The organism is Bradyrhizobium sp. AUGA SZCCT0182 (assembly GCF_018130185.1).
GTDB lineage: Bacteria > Pseudomonadota > Alphaproteobacteria > Rhizobiales > Xanthobacteraceae > Bradyrhizobium.
Map to the genome: position 1 here is coordinate 45,694 of NZ_JAFCLY010000039.1, position 15,325 is coordinate 61,018.

General features: G+C 61.2%; 18 protein-coding genes. 12 read left to right on the forward strand and 6 right to left on the reverse strand.

Annotated features, from left to right (window positions below):
* Positions 1–30: 30 nt before the first annotated feature.
* Complete coding sequence (locus tag JQ611_RS42810; RefSeq protein ID WP_312012295.1) at positions 31–1,734, forward strand: protein kinase domain-containing protein; 1,704 nt, start codon at positions 31–33, stop codon at positions 1,732–1,734.
* A gap of 15 nt (positions 1,735–1,749) precedes the next feature.
* Here JQ611_RS42810 and JQ611_RS31340 read toward each other — a convergent pair whose 3' ends face one another.
* From JQ611_RS31340 to JQ611_RS31355, 4 genes are all read right to left on the reverse strand, one after another.
* Entirely contained in the window at positions 1,750–2,550 is an 801-nt protein-coding gene (locus JQ611_RS31340) for an AMP nucleosidase (RefSeq protein WP_212209344.1), read from the reverse strand.
* 99 nt (positions 2,551–2,649) lie between these two features.
* Positions 2,650–3,882, reverse strand: a complete 1,233-nt coding sequence (locus JQ611_RS31345) for a rhodanese-like domain-containing protein (RefSeq protein WP_212467611.1) — start codon at positions 3,880–3,882, stop codon at positions 2,650–2,652.
* Positions 3,883–4,022: 140 nt separating this feature from the next.
* On the reverse strand, positions 4,023–5,267 hold the full coding sequence (locus JQ611_RS31350) for an FAD-binding oxidoreductase (protein ID WP_212467612.1): 1,245 nt from the start codon (positions 5,265–5,267) through the stop codon (positions 4,023–4,025).
* A 92-nt stretch (positions 5,268–5,359) separates the two neighbouring features.
* Complete coding sequence (locus JQ611_RS31355) at positions 5,360–5,962, reverse strand: isochorismatase family protein (RefSeq protein ID WP_212267877.1); 603 nt, start codon at positions 5,960–5,962, stop codon at positions 5,360–5,362.
* Between the two features lie 83 nt (positions 5,963–6,045).
* On the opposite strand from JQ611_RS31355, the gene JQ611_RS31360 reads away from it, so the two are divergent.
* Together JQ611_RS31360 and JQ611_RS31365 are read left to right on the forward strand one after the other, a co-directional pair.
* On the forward strand, positions 6,046–6,306 hold the full coding sequence (locus tag JQ611_RS31360) for a hypothetical protein (protein WP_212467613.1): 261 nt from the start codon (positions 6,046–6,048) through the stop codon (positions 6,304–6,306).
* A complete protein-coding gene (locus JQ611_RS31365; RefSeq protein ID WP_212467614.1) occupies positions 6,303–7,469 on the forward strand; it encodes a S9 family peptidase in 1,167 nt (388 codons plus the stop codon). The genes JQ611_RS31360 and JQ611_RS31365 overlap by 4 nt, the downstream gene beginning before the upstream one ends.
* 109 nt (positions 7,470–7,578) lie before the next feature.
* Here JQ611_RS31365 and JQ611_RS31370 read toward each other — a convergent pair whose 3' ends face one another.
* Positions 7,579–8,583 carry a YafY family protein gene (locus JQ611_RS31370; RefSeq protein WP_212467615.1) on the reverse strand — a complete coding sequence of 335 codons (1,005 nt, stop codon included), beginning with the start codon at positions 8,581–8,583 and terminating at the stop codon, positions 7,579–7,581.
* A 168-nt stretch (positions 8,584–8,751) separates the two neighbouring features.
* Between JQ611_RS31370 and JQ611_RS31375 the strand changes: the two genes are divergently transcribed.
* Together JQ611_RS31375 and JQ611_RS31380 are read left to right on the forward strand one after the other, a co-directional pair.
* The gene (locus JQ611_RS31375) at positions 8,752–9,087 is read left to right on the forward strand and encodes a DUF1127 domain-containing protein (RefSeq protein ID WP_212267869.1); all 336 of its coding nucleotides are present in this window, start codon (positions 8,752–8,754) and stop codon (positions 9,085–9,087) included.
* Positions 9,088–9,270: 183 nt separating this feature from the next.
* Complete coding sequence (locus tag JQ611_RS31380; protein ID WP_212267867.1) at positions 9,271–10,029, forward strand: SDR family oxidoreductase; 759 nt, start codon at positions 9,271–9,273, stop codon at positions 10,027–10,029.
* 110 nt (positions 10,030–10,139) lie between these two features.
* On the opposite strand, the gene JQ611_RS31385 is transcribed toward JQ611_RS31380, so the two are convergent.
* The gene (locus JQ611_RS31385) at positions 10,140–10,493 is read right to left on the reverse strand and encodes a DUF2200 domain-containing protein (protein ID WP_212267866.1); all 354 of its coding nucleotides are present in this window, start codon (positions 10,491–10,493) and stop codon (positions 10,140–10,142) included.
* A 234-nt stretch (positions 10,494–10,727) separates the two neighbouring features.
* Between JQ611_RS31385 and JQ611_RS31390 the strand changes: the two genes are divergently transcribed.
* The 7 genes from JQ611_RS31390 to JQ611_RS31420 all read left to right on the forward strand — a co-directional run bounded on the left by JQ611_RS31390 (position 10,728) and on the right by JQ611_RS31420 (position 15,297).
* Positions 10,728–11,117, forward strand: a complete 390-nt coding sequence (locus JQ611_RS31390) for a hypothetical protein (RefSeq protein ID WP_212467616.1) — start codon at positions 10,728–10,730, stop codon at positions 11,115–11,117.
* 301 nt (positions 11,118–11,418) lie between these two features.
* A complete protein-coding gene (locus tag JQ611_RS31395) occupies positions 11,419–12,702 on the forward strand; it encodes an integrase family protein (RefSeq protein WP_212467617.1) in 1,284 nt (427 codons plus the stop codon).
* A 14-nt stretch (positions 12,703–12,716) separates the two neighbouring features.
* The gene (locus JQ611_RS31400) at positions 12,717–13,301 is read left to right on the forward strand and encodes a hypothetical protein (protein ID WP_212467618.1); all 585 of its coding nucleotides are present in this window, start codon (positions 12,717–12,719) and stop codon (positions 13,299–13,301) included.
* A gap of 291 nt (positions 13,302–13,592) precedes the next feature.
* A complete protein-coding gene (locus tag JQ611_RS31405) occupies positions 13,593–13,898 on the forward strand; it encodes a helix-turn-helix domain-containing protein (protein WP_212467619.1) in 306 nt (101 codons plus the stop codon).
* Positions 13,899–13,911: 13 nt separating this feature from the next.
* Positions 13,912–14,322 carry a hypothetical protein gene (locus JQ611_RS31410; RefSeq protein ID WP_212467620.1) on the forward strand — a complete coding sequence of 137 codons (411 nt, stop codon included), beginning with the start codon at positions 13,912–13,914 and terminating at the stop codon, positions 14,320–14,322.
* On the forward strand, positions 14,288–14,980 hold the full coding sequence (locus tag JQ611_RS31415) for a DUF3102 domain-containing protein (protein WP_212467621.1): 693 nt from the start codon (positions 14,288–14,290) through the stop codon (positions 14,978–14,980). Before JQ611_RS31410 ends, JQ611_RS31415 begins: the two co-directional genes overlap by 35 nt.
* Positions 14,981–14,994: 14 nt before the next feature.
* Positions 14,995–15,297, forward strand: a complete 303-nt coding sequence (locus JQ611_RS31420; RefSeq protein ID WP_212467622.1) for a hypothetical protein — start codon at positions 14,995–14,997, stop codon at positions 15,295–15,297.
* The last annotated feature ends 28 nt before the right edge of the window (positions 15,298–15,325 follow it).

The window sequence follows — 15,325 nt, forward strand, 5'->3', positions numbered from 1 at the left end:
GCGCTTCCAAGGGCTCGGCGGGTCTCTGACGTGACGATCGGTTCGCAGAGAAATCTTCAGGTGCGCGTCGGTTTCGTCAGCGAGACCGGCAAGCGGGCGACCAACGAAGACTACGTCGCGGCCTGCCTCGGTCAGACCGGCGCATTCAACCGCGACATCGTTGCCGCGGTGGCGGATGGCGTCGGAGGCCACAAGGGCGGACGGGAAGCCGCCGAACTGACCGTGCGTTGTTTTCTCGACGCCTACTATTCGCTTCCCGAAACGCTGGGCGTTCGGCGCATCGCCTCGCGGGCGCTGGAGGCCGCCAACAGCTGGATCTATGCGCAGGGCCGCGTCGATTCCCGGCTCAGCGGCATGAGCTGCGCGTTCTCGTCAATGATCCTGTCGCGCCGCACCTGTCACATTGTTCACATCGGCGACACACGCGCCTACCGCTTGAGCGAAGGCCGTCTGGAGCGGCTGACCAAGGACCACGTCGCAGGACGCGGCGACCTCGCCCATTTGCTCAACCGCGCCATCGGCTTCGAGGATTTCGCGCGCGTCGACTATACCGCGGTCGGCCTGCGGCAACATGATCGACTGCTGATCTGCAGCGACGGCATTCACGGCGCCCTCGACGACGGCCGCCTGCAGGTACTGCTCGACGAGCGCGCTTCGCCTGAGGAAACCGCGCGCAAGCTGGTGGACACGGCGCTGGCCGCCGGCAGCAGCGACAACATGACCGCGCTGGTGCTCGACGTCATCGACCTGCCGCCGGCCGACCGCAACGAACTCACCCACGCAATCGAAACCCTTCCCATCCTGGAGCTGCCGTCGTCCGGCGAGACCATCGACGATTTCGTGCTCCAGGAGGTGCTTTCCGACGGCCGCTATAGCCGGCTGTTCGTCGCCATCGACAAGCGGCAGAACCGCAAACTGGTGCTGAAATTTCCTCACCCCCGCGTTGCCAGCGAAGGTTCATATCGTCTTGCCTTCGTACGCGAAGCATGGGTGGCGGCCCGAGTCAGAAGCCTGTGGATCGGCGAGATCATCGAGGTTCCCGCCGGACGCCAGACGCGGCTCTATTCGGTGATGCCGCTGTACGAGGGCGAAACGCTCGAGCAGCGCCTGAACCGCTCGCCGCAGCTCTCGCTCACCGAAGGTATCGGGATTGCGACCAAGCTGGCACGTGCGGTGGCCACCTTGCATCGCGCCGGCATCATCCATCGCGACATCAAGCCTGACAACGTCATACTGCTGGCGGCCGGCGGATTGCGGCTGGTCGATCTTGGCGTCGCCCGGGTGCCGCTGCTCGAGGATTTCCCGGCGCAGGATATTCCGGGCACCGCGAGTTACATGGCGCCCGAGCTCTTCAGCGGCCGCGCGGGAGACGAATTTTCCGATCTCTATGCGCTTGGCGTGACCGTCTACCGCATGTTCAGCATCGCCTACCCCTATGGCGAGATCGAACCATTTTCGCGGCCACGCTTCGGCAAACCGGTTTCGCTGTCGCGCTACCGTCCCGATCTGCCGGCCTGGCTCGATGCCGTGATCGGCAAGGCGCTCGCCGTCGACCCCACCCAACGCTTCGGCGACGTCATCGAATTCGCCCACGAACTGGAAAATGGCGCCATGTGGGCAAAGCCCGCCGCCGTGAAGCGGCGAGCGCTCTATGAGCGCAATCCGCTGGTGTTCTGGAAAGTATTGTCGGCGAGCCTCGTCATCCTGGTCGCGATACTACTGGCGTGGCGCTGACATCAGGGGAATCCCTTACGTCTCGATGCCCCGGTCGAAATCGTCTTCGAAACGCAAATGCTTGACGCTGCGACCTCGGCGGCGCACCAGCTTCAGGGCTTCGATCCCGATCCTGATGTGGATCTCGACATAGTTCTCGGTCACCGTCCGGTCCGACGCTTCGGTCTTCACACCCTCGGGTATCATCGGCTGATCGGACACCAGTAGCAGCGCGCCGGTCGAAATATGGTTGGCGAATCCTGCCGCAAAAATCGTTGCCGTCTCCATATCGATCGCCATGCTTCGCGTGCGGCGCAAGATTTCCTTGAAGCGATCATCATGTTCCCAGACGCGGCGATTGGTGGTGTACACGGTGCCGGTCCAATAGTCGCGACCGAGATCGCGGATCATCGTCGACACCGCGCGCTGCAACTCGAACGCGGGCAGCGCGGGGACCTCCGGCGGCAAATAATCATTCGACGTCCCCTCGCCCCGGATGGCCGCGATCGGCAGGATCAAATCGCCAATCTGGTTTTTACGCTTCAATCCGCCGCACTTGCCGAGAAACAACACGGCCTTCGGCGCGATGGCGCTGAGCAGATCCATCACGGTCGCGGCGTTCGGGCTTCCCATGCCGAAATTGATCAGCGTGATGCCGTCGGCCGTGGCGTTGGGCATCGGCCGATCGATGCCGTTGACCAGAACGCCGTTCCCGGCGGCGAACCATTCGACGTAATTGTCGAAATTGGTCAGGAGAACATAATCTCCGAATTCAGAAAGCTGTGTGCCGGTGTAACGCGGCAGCCAGTTTTCCACGATGTCCTTTTTGTCTCTCATTGCCTTTCGACTCACCTCGCGGCGCCCAGCAAGGCCAAGACTATCACGCCGACAAGGACCCTGCCGCCGCCTTTCGGCATCAAATTACGAGGTAGCCATTCAAATCACGAAGAAACCATGGCTGGCGTCGCGCCGGAGCTGCTCGACCAGGCCATACTCCCAGTCGAGATAGGCCTGCATTGCAGCGGTCGAGACATCGGTGCCCTCATAGGGACGCCGGTAGCGGTGCGAGGGATCGGGCTTTGGCAGGACCACGGGCGGGCCGACTTCCAGCGCACCGTCATAGCCGCCATCGAGCACATAGGTTTCCCATCCCATCTGCGCGAGCCAGGACGCGGTCATGTCGGCGCGGACGCCGAGATTATCTGACAGAAGAATCCGCGCGCCGCGCACCGGGGCTGCCATGTCGATCTCCTGCACCAGCTGTCCGCCGGCGTAATGGCGGAACCCCTGGAGGTGACCGGCGGCATATTCCTCGCCGTCGCGGACGTCGAAACGATAGAGCGTGCGGCTGGTCTGCGCCGCCAGCGCCCGCGCCTCTTCCCGGCCGACACGGCGGACGCCGGCGCGATAGGCGACATCGCGCGCATTGGCTTTTGCATTCTCGGAAGCGCCGATCGCGCCGCGCCTGCCGGCGCCGTGTTCGAGATCCTGCTTTGCCAACGTCCAGCCGATGGTGCCGTTGCGCAGCGCCACGACCTTATTGGCGACGCCGGCATTGATCAGCGACTGGGTGCCGATGATCGAGCGGGTGCGGCCGGCGCAATTGACGACGATGGTGGTTTCGGGATCCGGCGCCGCCTCGCCGGCGCGCAGCACCAGTTCGCCCCCGGGCACGCTGATCGACCCCGGGATGTTCATGGTCGCGTATTCGTCGAAGCGGCGAACGTCGAGAATCCGGATATTGGCCTTGCGCACAATCAGGCTTGCGACCTCTTCCGCCGCCAGCGACGGCGTGTGGCGCCGATGCTCCACCAGTTCGCCAAACGCCTTGGCGTAGGAATTGACGTCCTGGAACAGCTCAAAGCCCGCCGCCTGCCAGCCCTGCAGCCCGCCGTCGAGCGCGCGGACATTGGCGTATCCCAGCGTTTTGAATCGATCGATCGCCTGCGGGACGAAGCCTTCGCCCGCGTCGTAAACCACGATCGGCACGTCCTTGCGCGGCAGCCGCGTCTCCGCTTCGAGCGCGATGCGGTCGGCCGCCATGTTGGCGGCAAACAGCGGATGGCCGGTGGCGAAAGCCGCCTCGTGCCGCAGATCGAGCAACGCGATTTCATCGCGCAGCAGAAGCGCGGTGCGTACTTGCGAGGATGTGACGGTGGGTGAGGTCATGGCAGGCTTCTGGATTGCGGCGATGTTGGCTGGGGAATTGTTGGATAGCGTTGGGTAACGCAGGAATGACAACCCGGCAAGACATGCACCATCGGAAAAAGCGGCGACAGGCAACTGCTACCATGCATCATGCCACGAACTCAGATGTAGCGACTCGGCGCGAACGGAGTGACGTCGTACGATGGTGGCGTTCCCCTGATCATGGCGGCGATCGCGGCGCCGGTCGCAGGCCCCGTGGTGAAGCCGATGTGCTGGTTGCCGAACGCCAGCCACAGGCCGGCATGCCGCGGCGCCGGGCCGATCATCGGCAGGCTGTCGGGCAGCGTCGGCCGCGCGCCGCGCCAGGTGTCGCCGACCTGCTCGCCAAATTCGACCACCTCGCGCGCCAGCGGTTCCACCGCATCGATCTGGGCGTAGGACGAAGGCGCATCATGGTCGGTGAGTTCGACGCCGGAGGTGACGCGAATGCCCTGCTCCATCGGCGTCATCAGGAAACTGCCATCGGCGTCATGGATTGGACGCCGCAACGCGCGCGCCGGGTTCGGCTTGAACTCGCGATGGTAGCCGCGTTCGAACGCCAGCGGCACGCGATAGCCGAGCGGCCGCAGGATTTCCGCCGACCACGGTCCGAGCGCGACCACGACATGGCGCGCGGAAAGCGCGCCATCGGCGAGCACCACGCGCCACCCCTCGCCGTCAGGCATGATCGCCCTAATCTCCGACTGCCGGATCTCGCCGCCTGCGCCCGCGAACATGCGCGCATAGGCTTTCACCACCGCGCCCGGCGAATCGACCGAGGCCGTCTGCGAATGCAGTAGCCCCACTTTATAGACCGGTACGATGCCTGGCTCGAGCGCGGAAATCGCCTGGCGGTCGAGCAACTGGCTTTCGATACCAAATTCGGTCAGCAAGGCCTGTTCCCGCTTCGCCACATCGATCGCGTCGCCGCGCCACGCCTTCAGCCAGCCGGTCTCGCGGATGCGGTGTCCTGCGCCCGCTTTCACGATCCAGTCCCGATGCAGTTTCAGCGATGCGCCGATGAGCCCGTGCAAAACCGCGGCCCGCGGTCTGGTTCGAGACGGGATCGCGTTGGCCAGAAACTGGAGCACCCATTCCGCGTTGCGAATCGACCAGCCGATGTTCCAGCGCAGCGCCGCGTGCCGGTTGGTCAGGTATTTCGGCAGCGCGCTCCACAGCGACGGATTGTTCAGCGGCGATATCGAGCCGCTGGAGAGAATGCCGGCATTGCCGTAGGAGGTCTCGCTGCCGGGCTCACGCCGATCGACGAGCACGACCGACAACCCCTGCTGCCGCGCGGCATAGGCCGCGGACACACCGACGATGCCCGCGCCGAGCACGACGACATCCACTTTCTTGTCCGACATCTATTTCACCACCAGGGAATTTCGCATTTCGCACCATCAGCGTCAGCCCGCCGTCGAGCGGCAACAGCGCGCCAGGCGGGGACGCCTCCACCTCAAGACACAGCTTCTTCCGGGAGATCGGAAGGAAATTCGCCGAATGCCGCGACCATCTTTTCGGCATGCGGCGCACCTGCCACGGCCTCGACCAGCTCGAAGAACAGCGTCTTGTAGGACAGGATGATCACTCCCTCGGACCTCAGCCTCACCAACGCCGCATCGACATTGCGCGCCGACGAAAACAGCAGCTCCTCGACCGCGAAAACCTCAAAACCCATTTCGAGAAGACCAAGGCAGGATTGCAGGACACACACATCGGTCTCGCAACCAGCAACGACGATTTGCGTCTTCTTCAGTCGTTTCAGATGGGCCCGGATCGGCTTCTCCTTGGTGAGGTCGAAGAAATCCTTCTCGAAAACCTTTGCGGCGCTGCCGAGCGGCGCCTTGATATCCTGCGGCACCGCGCCTTTTCGGTGGACCGGCCGCTCGAGTGTGACGACCGTCGGAATACGCATATACGCAAGAAGGCGCGCGAAGTTGCGCATGTTTTTACGCAGGCGAGAGCGGTTGCGCGGCTCGAGCTGCGCCAAAAAGAAATCCTGATAGTCGATGATCGCGCCGCAACACCGATCGGCATGGACGCGCTTTGGGACTGACATGAAGCGACGATAGTTTGTCCGCCGCCGTTTGACCAGAGACGGGGCTGCGAACCGGGCAATCTCGGCAACGACTGGTGCGCCACATGCCGGTGCGGTATCTCGCGATTACCATGCCGTACGATCCGGTCGAACGGATCGTGTCGCATCTCATCCGTGGACACGGTTTAATGCCTGGCCAGGTGAGCCAGATCACGGTTCTATGCCACCCGAGTGAGGTTGATGATTGGACCACACGATTGGCGCGGGCCAAGCGTGTGGCGGTGATGATCGTGCGACATGATGGCTGTGATGCGCTGCATGTTCAGGCCACGCCGCGCAATGCGCCTGCGGAGGTTCGACGATGAGGTCCATTTCTGCGATCGCGGCGGCCGTGGCAATGATCATGTCCATGGCAGTCTCCACGCCCGGCCTGACGCAAGCCGGGCCTGCCTCGCCACCGGACCACCCGGCCCTGCTCGAAGAAATCACCTTCCTCGATATTCGCGCGCCGGGTGGAAACTACCGGCTGGAAGCCTTGATCGTACGGCTGGCTGCCGCGAAGGGACGGTTGCCGGTCGCTTTGCTCACGCATGGCAAGCCTCGGCTGCCGTCCGAACTCATGAACATGCGCGCCCCGTTGATGGCGCCGCAGGCCCGCGACCTTGCCTATCGCGGCTATCTCGCTGTCGCCGTGGTGCGGCGCGGTTACGGGGTGTCGGGCGGGACAACGGGCCAACCCACCAATGCGGCCTATGCCAAATGCAATGATGCCGACCTGCGCCGCTACTTCTCGGTGGAGGCCGATGATCTCGAGCGCGCGTTGCGCGTCGTGGCCGGGCGCGCCGATGCCGACGCCTCGCAGGTGATCGCGATCGGCGGCTCCGTGGGAGGCGGCGCCGCGCTCGCGCTTGCGGCGCGCAATACCCCGGGGCTGAAAGCGGTCGTGAATCTCGCCGGCGCCATGCGGATTACCGACGCCCAAGGGCAACTCGCCTGCCCGCAGGATATGCCGATCGCGGCGCTGGCGTCTTTCGGCAGCCAGACAAAGACGCCGACGCTGTGGGTCTATTCGGAGAACGACGGCAATTTCGGGCCCGACGCCGCACGCAAGGTGCATGCGGCCTATGTCGCACAAGGCGGCGTCGCCACCTTGAAAATCGCTCCGTCGCTGCAACCGGCCGACGGTCACAACATCTTCGAACTTCCGGCAGGGCGGCAGCATTGGCTGGCGGCGCTCGACCCCTTCCTGCGCGCGCAGAACCTGCCGACCTGGAGTGCGCAACAGCTCGACGCGTTGATGCGGAAGTACAATATGCCGGCGACCCGCCGGCCGTGGCTCGAGGGATATTTCTCGCTCTACACCCCAAAAGTGCTGGTCCGCGCGCCGAACGGCGTCCCGAGCTATTCAGCGAGTACCGGCGGGCTTGAACCCGCGCAGAGATCCGCTTTGGAAAGCTGCGAGAAGGCGGCCAAGATGGCCTGCAATCCGGCCATGAAAAATTTCGATATCGTGGCAACGCCGAACTGAAGGGCGTCGCCGTCGCGGCATCAACACCGTCGCAACTTTGGCGTCGATAAAAGTTGACTCACAAGCAATTTTTATTGCAAGCGGTGGTCCGTCGGGCGCGGTACGGCCTTCAGCGCTTGCGCTGTCGCGGACGGCGCTCCGCCAGCTGCATGGGCGCGTAGAGGCGGACCAGATCCTGCACCGTCTTGGCGAGCCGCTCGCGCAGTTCGGGGGGGTCGACGACCTCGGCGTCGGCGCCGAGCGCGATCAGACCGGACGCGGCCCGCTCGACCGACTCGATCGGGATCGTAATGCGGATCCAGCCGTCGGCATCCATCGGCGTTGCCGTCGCGGCGGCCGCCTGAGCGACGAGTGAGCCGAGGACTTCGAGCTTGGCGAGGCCACGCGCCGTCACGCGCAGCGTGGCGTTGGAATGGTAGACGCTGGTTTCGAACGCGCGCGATGAGGTGACCCAGAAGCGCGACAAGTCGAAATCCTTCCGCCGTTCGAACGACTCCTCGGTCACTGTAAGATCGATGAAGTTGGAGACGCGATAGGTGCGCGGCTGATCGCCGACCTGCGCGACGAGATACCAGATGCCCGCCTTGAGCACGAGGCCGAGCGGCTGCAGCCGGCGCTCGACCGCGCCCTCGGCGCGCCGGTAGTGCACGTCGATGCACTTCTCGTTCCACACCGCGTTGGCGATCGCCGGCAGCAGCCTGGCGTCACCGGCACTTCGAAACCAGCCAACGGGATCGAGGTGGAACCGTGCGGCGACACGGCCTGCATTCGCACGCGCCCGTTCGGGCAATGCCGCGCTCAATTTCAGTTGGGCCGCCGTGAGCACGTCGGCGAGCCCGAGTTGCGCAGCGGGTCCCGGCAGGCCCGCGAGCGACAACGTCTCGGCCTCGGCGGGCGAGAGGCCCGTGAGCTTGGTGCGGTAGCCGTCGAGCAACTGAAATCCGCCGCTCGGGCCGCGATCCGCATAGATCGGAACGTCTGCGGCGCTGAGCTGATCGACGTCGCGATAGATGGTGCGAACCGAAACCTCGAACTCGCTCGCCAGCTCTTCGGCCGTCATCCGGCCGCGGGCTTGCAGAAGCAACAGGATCGACAACAGCCGGCTCGCGCGCATTTCCGCAGCCTAGCAGAAAATACCTGACACATCCTGTCAGGTATGGCGGCGCATAATCAGAACAGCAATCGCCGACACCGTCACGGGTCGGCAAAATACGACATAACACACTGAAATTACTACGATATTTCTTTCGAATGGCCGCAACACAGAGAAGAGGAGACGATCATGTCGACATTGGTGTCAGAACGCCGTCAGCCGATCATCGCGCCCAAACTTCTGGACCGGATACCGGCGCAACGCTCGACCCCGCGGACACCGGCCACGCACGAGCCGGCAGCCGCTGTCCCTGCTCACGCGGTGGTGACGCCGCGCGCGACCTGGAGCCTGATCCTGGACCTGATCGTCGCGACGCTGCGCGAGTGGCGCCACCGCCGCGTGGCGCGCCGCGAACTCGCCAGCCTCGACGAGCGGATGCTCCGCGACGTCGGCCTCGATCCCGGCACTGTCTACTACGAGGCAAGCCAGTCGTTCTGGCGGACCCCTCGCGATTGGCGAAACTGAGAGGCGTAACCTTTGCTCATCCGTGATGGGCTGGCTTCATCGGCAGGTTGGCACGATCCATTTCTCTTGCGATGTCTCTCTTGCGATGTCGCCGACACCAGTTGTTTGAGGTCGGGAAACGGGTGGCTGCGCTGCGTACGCAACTGTTAGAGCGCCCTGACACAACCTTCTGGAGCGCTCGTTATGGAACTGAAAAACAAGTCGATCATCGTCACTGGCGCAAGCAGTGGGATAGGCGCAGCGGCGGCGTTGCTGTTCGCAGCCGAGGGCGCCAATGTGGTCCTTGGCGCGCGCCGATCGGCGGAGCTGGAAACGCTTGCCGGGCAAATCAATCAAGGCAATGGCAAGGCTGTATTCCTTTCGGGCGATGTAAGGGATGAAAACTACGCCAATGCTCTCGTCGATCTCGCCATAAGGGAGTTCGGTGGGTTGGATGGCGCATTCAACAATGCCGGCATCGTGGGAGAGATGGGGCCGGTCGCCGATATGGGAATCGCCAATTGGAACGATGTCATGTTGGTCAATCTGACAAGCGCGTTCCTGGCCGCGAAGGCGCAGATACCGGTCATGAAGAAGCGAGGGCAAGGTTCGATTGTCTTCACGTCTTCCTTTGTGGGCTTCAGCAACGGGGGAATGCCGGGAATGGGGGCCTATGCGGCGTCCAAAGCCGGGTTGATCGGCCTGGTGCGGTCATTGGCATCCGACCACGCCGCAGATGGCGTCCGGGTCAATTCACTGTTGCCGGGCGGCACGATTACGCCAAGCGGCGGAGAGGGAAATCCTGCCGCTTTGGATTTCATCGCAAATCTGCATCCAATGAAGCGCATGGCGAATGCAAAGGAGGTGGCGCAGGCGGCTCTTTTCCTGCTTTCCGACCGCTCGAGCTTCATGACGGGAAGCCCGATGATCGTGGATGGCGGCATCTCCGTTCGACTGACATAGGCCACACGTCGTCCGAATGGCTAGGACGGCCGAGACGCAGATTTCGGCCCGCCCCACGACAACGAATTGCTGCCGTCATCGTCTGAAGCGGCCGCTCGCGAGCAAATCGATTACGGCTTCCGCAAAATCTTCTCCATCGCTTTCCCCTTTGCGAGTTCATCGATGAGTTTGTCCAGGTAGCGGATTTCACGCATCGTTGGTTCGGCAATTTCCTCGACGCGGACGCCGCAGACCGTGCCTGTGATCAAGGTTCGTGAAGGGTTCAGCCGAGGGGCCTTTGCAAAGAAGGTTTCAAAGTCCGTTTGCTTTTCCAGTTGCGCTTTCAGCTCTGCACCACCATAGCCGGTCAACCACGCTATGATCTGGTCGATCTCCGCTTTTGTACGTCCTTTTTTCTCTGCTTTGGCAATGTACAGCGGATAGACGCTTGCAAAGCTCGTTGTATAGATCCGGTGTTTCGCCATGTTGCCATTTCCGCCTGCCGAGTCGGCGCGCTCTCCTATGAGATTAGGTGCACTGTCACCATAATCCCATCGCCAATTCCTCCAGCGATTCGGAATTCCTGAATGATATGGCGAAGATTCCACTTGGTTGAGCGCTAACGCGTCAATATTCTGGGGAGAAGGTTCCGAACGACATGGCCGGGGCGGCGCGTCCGCCTGGCGAGTTCATGATCTCAACTGCCTCAGCACGGTACCATGAGCCTTTCAGCCGACGCTCTGTACAAAATGTCCGACGTGGAATTGCTGGCCGCCTATGTCGAAAGCCGGCGACAATTCGTCGAAAAGAAATTCACGCGCGATACACACCGGGCGCGGCTGGAGTGGATCAAGGCCAAAATGTTCACCGGCAGCTCGGGCGGGGTCACCGAGCGCAACATGGCTATCGACGTCTCGGAGGAAATTGCGCGCAAGGGTCAGGAATTGCGCGAGATGACGCGCGACCTCGACCTGCTCAAGGTCGAGGTCGACATCATCGCGATCGTCATTCGATCCCGCGGCGCGTCGGCGCCGGCGGGCGTGCAAGGCGAAGACCTGGGTGGAGGCGATCATCCCGAGCGCGAAGGCCGTTCGGGCTCGTCCGACTGACGGTGAGCACGCGACGGCAACTTGCAGTTCGGCCCGCTTCATGTCGGGAAAAATAAGCTGTCACTGAAACGGCAAATGGCGCGCCCGAAGAGATTCGAACTCCTGACCCCCAGATTCGTAGTTTTGGCCATGCGCCAAATCGTACTTAAGGGTCGTTAAGCAAGAATCTTCGGGGTGGAGATAAGCCTAGGATTTGACTGCGCAAATTAACCGCGCTTAGTCAAAACCGGCATACACCTCCAGATCATCATGCGCGGTGCTTGGCCTCTTCTTACGTGCAAAACCCGTGCAAGGAGAGATCATGTCGTCAACCCAGACCTCGCGCATCCTATTAACCGACAAGGCCGTCAAAGGCGTACCCTTCTCGACCGCCAAGCCGCAAATCGTTCGCGACAGCAAGATTGCGGGCTTCCATCTTTGGGTCGGAAAATCGACCAAGACGTTTCGCTTCCAGTACGAGACCCCACGGATCAACGGTCAGCGCGGCTCGACCATGGTCGAATGGCTCGGCGAGCACCCGCACGCCAGCGCTGATGAAGCCCGCGCCAAAGCCCTCGAAATTCAGGCTCTGCGCGCTCGCGGTGAGGCCATCCCGCGCGGCTTGGCTGTCGTTCCCGAAGCCGGCCCCGATGCTGCCGCTGCCCTCACCTTCAGGGCCGCCTGGGAGGCCTACAAGGGCGCCATCACCAAGGAGGGCAAGAGCATCCGTACCATCGCCGATTACCAGGACAAGTTCGATCGGCACCTAACTGCATGGCATGACCGGCCGCTTGCCAGCATCAAGCGCGAGGACGTGGTCCAGGAGCATGCCGCCGTCACGGAGCGCGCCCGCCAGGCCCGGGCCGGCCAGAAGTACGCCAGCGGCAAATATGCCGCCAACGGCACCATGCGATTCGGCCGGGCTGTCTGGAACCACGCCAAGGACGAATTGGAAACGCCCGGGCTTCCCGAGCGCAACCCATTTCGGTCGGGAAAACTGTTCCACAAGGAGAAGCCGCGCAACACGGGCATGGGCATGGCAGACCTACCGGCATGGTCGGCCCAGCTCCAGGCGCTTGCCAATCCGGTCCGGCGCGAGCTGCACCTATTCATGTTGCTAACAGGCCTGCGACGTACCGACGTCCTGACAGCTAGATGGGCCAATTTCGACCCCGCCCGTCCGTCCTTGAAGCTGCCCTCTCCTAAAGGCGGGGAGGACCGCGCCTTCGAGCTGCCGCTGTCGACCGCGCAGCTGGAATGTCTTGAGCGTGTCAGGGAGGCCGGTCGGACATATTATCCCGAAGAGAGCAAGACTTGGATCTTCCCAGCGCCGGGCGGGCACGTGGCAGAAGTCAAGGAGGAGGGTCGGCAAAAGCTCTCGCACACCGGGCACGCACTACGGCATTCGTTCCGGACGCTTGCCGCGGCGGCTGGCGTTGATCGGCTACGACTGAAGATCCTGATGAACCATTCAATCGATGACGATGTAACAGACGCCTATGCCAATGTCCCCGCACTGTTCAGTTCGCTTCTGCAAGCGCAGGAAACGGTGTCAGACTTTGTAATGTCAAATCTCACATCCGCAACCCTTACAATACAACGATAAAACGGTCCTAAAAGATGCGCTTCGAACACAGATGGATAAAACACCTCGATCGACTGAATGCAGAAATGGCTTGCCTTTCAGTCGATAGCGAGAGGCACAAGAAGCTCGCAAAGCACCGCGAGGACACGTGTCACAAATACGCAAAGGCGCTTTTATGCTTCGATGATTTTGAGCATAACTACGATCCAGATCCGCAAAACCAGTATGATGTTGGCGGAAGGCTTATGCGCCCGTTTTGGAAAGTTACCGGCTCTCCTTCCAAGGGAGAGCGCACTGCCGCGGAGGCCTGGATGCGAGAGGTATATCTCGACTGGGATGGCTCAATATCTGGCATGAGGCGGATCATTTCGCACATACTGACTCATACGACGGACAGTATACCGAGCACTTTTGGCTTCGGAATAAAGCTGACAGTGGACGTTCGCGTCTTCCAGGCAGATCCTTGGGTTGATCGGCAATACTTCACAATTAAAATCACGCCGATCGAAGGTCTTACGGAAACGAAAGTTGCTTTTGAAGATTTCGATGACACAGATCTCACTCATCGAATCCGTCCTCAAAACACAAGACATGCGCATCAAAGCCTTCGCCAAAATTAACCACAAGATGATACGGCGGTTGATTCTTCGCGAGCTCGGAGGCAAGGTGCGTATAACGTAGCACTCTGGTGCATACGTGCCGCTCAATATTACATGGCCTTTTGATCGGACATTTCGGTAGCGATTGCCCCCAACATGGGATCAGGCATTGGCCATTAAGCGATCCGGCAAATCCAACCCAATCGTCGATTGGGAAGGCATTGTCGTATGATCGCCTGACCACTGTGGTCTAACCTCACGCGAAAAACACGACAGCTCCTTTCCAATCGGCACCAGACCGATGGAATTACTATGTCGGATATTGATCGAGCGCATTTGCCCCAATTGGCTGATTGCTCTTTGCCGCAGTTCGAGGCGTTGATCGAACGCATCGTCGAATTGACAGTCACGAAGGTCGGCGCCTTCGAAAGCAATCCCTTCATCAACAGCAAGGCCTGCGCGGAGCTCCTGGGAGTTTCGTCCGAACACCTTTGCGCCATGCGCGCACGAGGACAAGGGCCACCCTGGTCAGGCGAAGGAAAGTGGATTCGCTACCGGCGATCCGAAGTCGTCCGCTGGCTGGACCAGTTGCCTACGACCCCCCAAAAAACACTGTGAAAAGGAACAACGCATGTCTGATCGTTTCCAAACTCGCGATCCCGCCCTTCCCATCATTTTGCTCGACATGGGTCGGCTTAGCATCATGCTCAGTTGCATCGATGCGCCGCACTTGAAGGAAAGCGGATCTTTACGGGACTTCATCGGCGACCTTCATGCAGCAACCGGTGGCAATCAAGCCGTCCTGCCGCTGCTCATTGATCGCTTCGACCAGTGGCCGGGCTTCGGCAGCAAAAAGCAAGACGCAGAGTTGACCACGCTGTGGACAGCGTTCGACGGTAAAGCGCCCGAGTCAGATGCCGCCATGAAGCTCAAGTCCTATTGCAGCACGCAGCCCTGGCCACTTCCGGAAACTATGGTGCACGCGCTTTTCGACGATCCGTCGTTTGATGCCATCGCCTACCTCGATTGGCACAACTCCTAAAACTGATCGGCACAACCAGCAGCGCGATGCGCTGCCGCTGTCGACATCTCAAGTAACAGAGAAAGCGGAAAAAATGACCCTCTCCACCGATTTCACAAACGTCGTTCCTTTCATCGTCCCGCCGACAAAGCTAGCGTCGGAATGCGAGTTAGATTGGCTTGCCGCGGAAGTGCGGAACCATTCTCGGTCTTCCTCGATCCTCGCTATCGGTAAGCTGCTCACCCGAGCCAAAGAGCATCTCGTACACGGCGAGTTTGCGCGTTGGGTCGACCAGGAATGTGGCTTCACGATCCGTTCGGCACAAAACTACTTACGTGCCTGGGACTTGGCCGACCGTGAAGGCGAAATCGTTTCGCATTTAAACCCCGCGGCACTTTACCGCTTGGCTGCTCGCGCAACTCCTAAACTCGTCGTCGATAACGTTGTTGAATTGCTCCAAGCCGGTCGCACTCCCTCCGAAGCCGAAATTGTTGCCCTGATCACGAACTGCGAGCCGCCCCAGCGGCAGGTCGAGAGTTGCGAGGATCAAGAAACCGACGAGCTTATGCAAGAGTTCGCTTCCTTGCTTTGCGAGCGCCTGGGCAGAGAGCTTGCCACGAAGCTGGTCGATAGCGATTGGGCATTGCTTCGCAAGCATCTTCTTCAATCTGTGAAATGACTCGGGAAACTCCTATGAGAACACTTACCATCGATCCGATCGCCGCCGCGCTTGCGCAGATCGTGTTCGAGCATACTGCCCATTTGGATAGACCAGGGATTAGCCGTCAGCAGTATGCCCAAAAGGTCTTCGCCGGGATCAACGAGCTTGGCTACACCGAGCATGTCGTTCAAGACTATCACGATTTGCTCATCAAGTCGTCGCCGCGCCTACTTGAGGAAGCAGAACCTTCCGGATTTGACCCGAAATACCTGAGTAACACGCTCAATCTTTCGGTCATCAAAGCGGCTTTTCCCGCAGCATCGAAGCGCAAGTGAATCATCGTGCGCGGGTACCGTTCTTCAA

Excerpts from the sequence above, each read along its gene's own strand:
- JQ611_RS31420 (WP_212467622.1), top strand. The coding sequence starts at position 14,995 with ATGAGAACACTTACCATCGATCCGATCGCCGCCGCGCTTGCGCAGATC.
- JQ611_RS31340 (WP_212209344.1), bottom strand. The coding sequence starts at position 2,550 with ATGAGAGACAAAAAGGACATCGTGGAAAACTGGCTGCCGCGTTACACC.
- JQ611_RS31385 (WP_212267866.1), bottom strand. The coding sequence starts at position 10,493 with ATGGCGAAACACCGGATCTATACAACGAGCTTTGCAAGCGTCTATCCG.
- JQ611_RS31375 (WP_212267869.1), top strand. The coding sequence starts at position 8,752 with ATGTCGACATTGGTGTCAGAACGCCGTCAGCCGATCATCGCGCCCAAA.
- JQ611_RS31410 (WP_212467620.1), top strand. The coding sequence starts at position 13,912 with ATGTCTGATCGTTTCCAAACTCGCGATCCCGCCCTTCCCATCATTTTG.
- JQ611_RS31345 (WP_212467611.1), bottom strand. The coding sequence starts at position 3,882 with ATGACCTCACCCACCGTCACATCCTCGCAAGTACGCACCGCGCTTCTG.
- JQ611_RS31355 (WP_212267877.1), bottom strand. The coding sequence starts at position 5,962 with ATGTCAGTCCCAAAGCGCGTCCATGCCGATCGGTGTTGCGGCGCGATC.
- JQ611_RS31395 (WP_212467617.1), top strand. The coding sequence starts at position 11,419 with ATGTCGTCAACCCAGACCTCGCGCATCCTATTAACCGACAAGGCCGTC.
- JQ611_RS31370 (WP_212467615.1), bottom strand. The coding sequence starts at position 8,583 with ATGCGCGCGAGCCGGCTGTTGTCGATCCTGTTGCTTCTGCAAGCCCGC.
- JQ611_RS31405 (WP_212467619.1), top strand. The coding sequence starts at position 13,593 with ATGTCGGATATTGATCGAGCGCATTTGCCCCAATTGGCTGATTGCTCT.
- JQ611_RS31360 (WP_212467613.1), top strand. The coding sequence starts at position 6,046 with ATGCCGGTGCGGTATCTCGCGATTACCATGCCGTACGATCCGGTCGAA.
- JQ611_RS31400 (WP_212467618.1), top strand. The coding sequence starts at position 12,717 with ATGCGCTTCGAACACAGATGGATAAAACACCTCGATCGACTGAATGCA.
- JQ611_RS31390 (WP_212467616.1), top strand. The coding sequence starts at position 10,728 with ATGAGCCTTTCAGCCGACGCTCTGTACAAAATGTCCGACGTGGAATTG.
- JQ611_RS31350 (WP_212467612.1), bottom strand. The coding sequence starts at position 5,267 with ATGTCGGACAAGAAAGTGGATGTCGTCGTGCTCGGCGCGGGCATCGTC.
- JQ611_RS31415 (WP_212467621.1), top strand. The coding sequence starts at position 14,288 with ATGCCATCGCCTACCTCGATTGGCACAACTCCTAAAACTGATCGGCAC.
- JQ611_RS31365 (WP_212467614.1), top strand. The coding sequence starts at position 6,303 with ATGAGGTCCATTTCTGCGATCGCGGCGGCCGTGGCAATGATCATGTCC.
- JQ611_RS31380 (WP_212267867.1), top strand. The coding sequence starts at position 9,271 with ATGGAACTGAAAAACAAGTCGATCATCGTCACTGGCGCAAGCAGTGGG.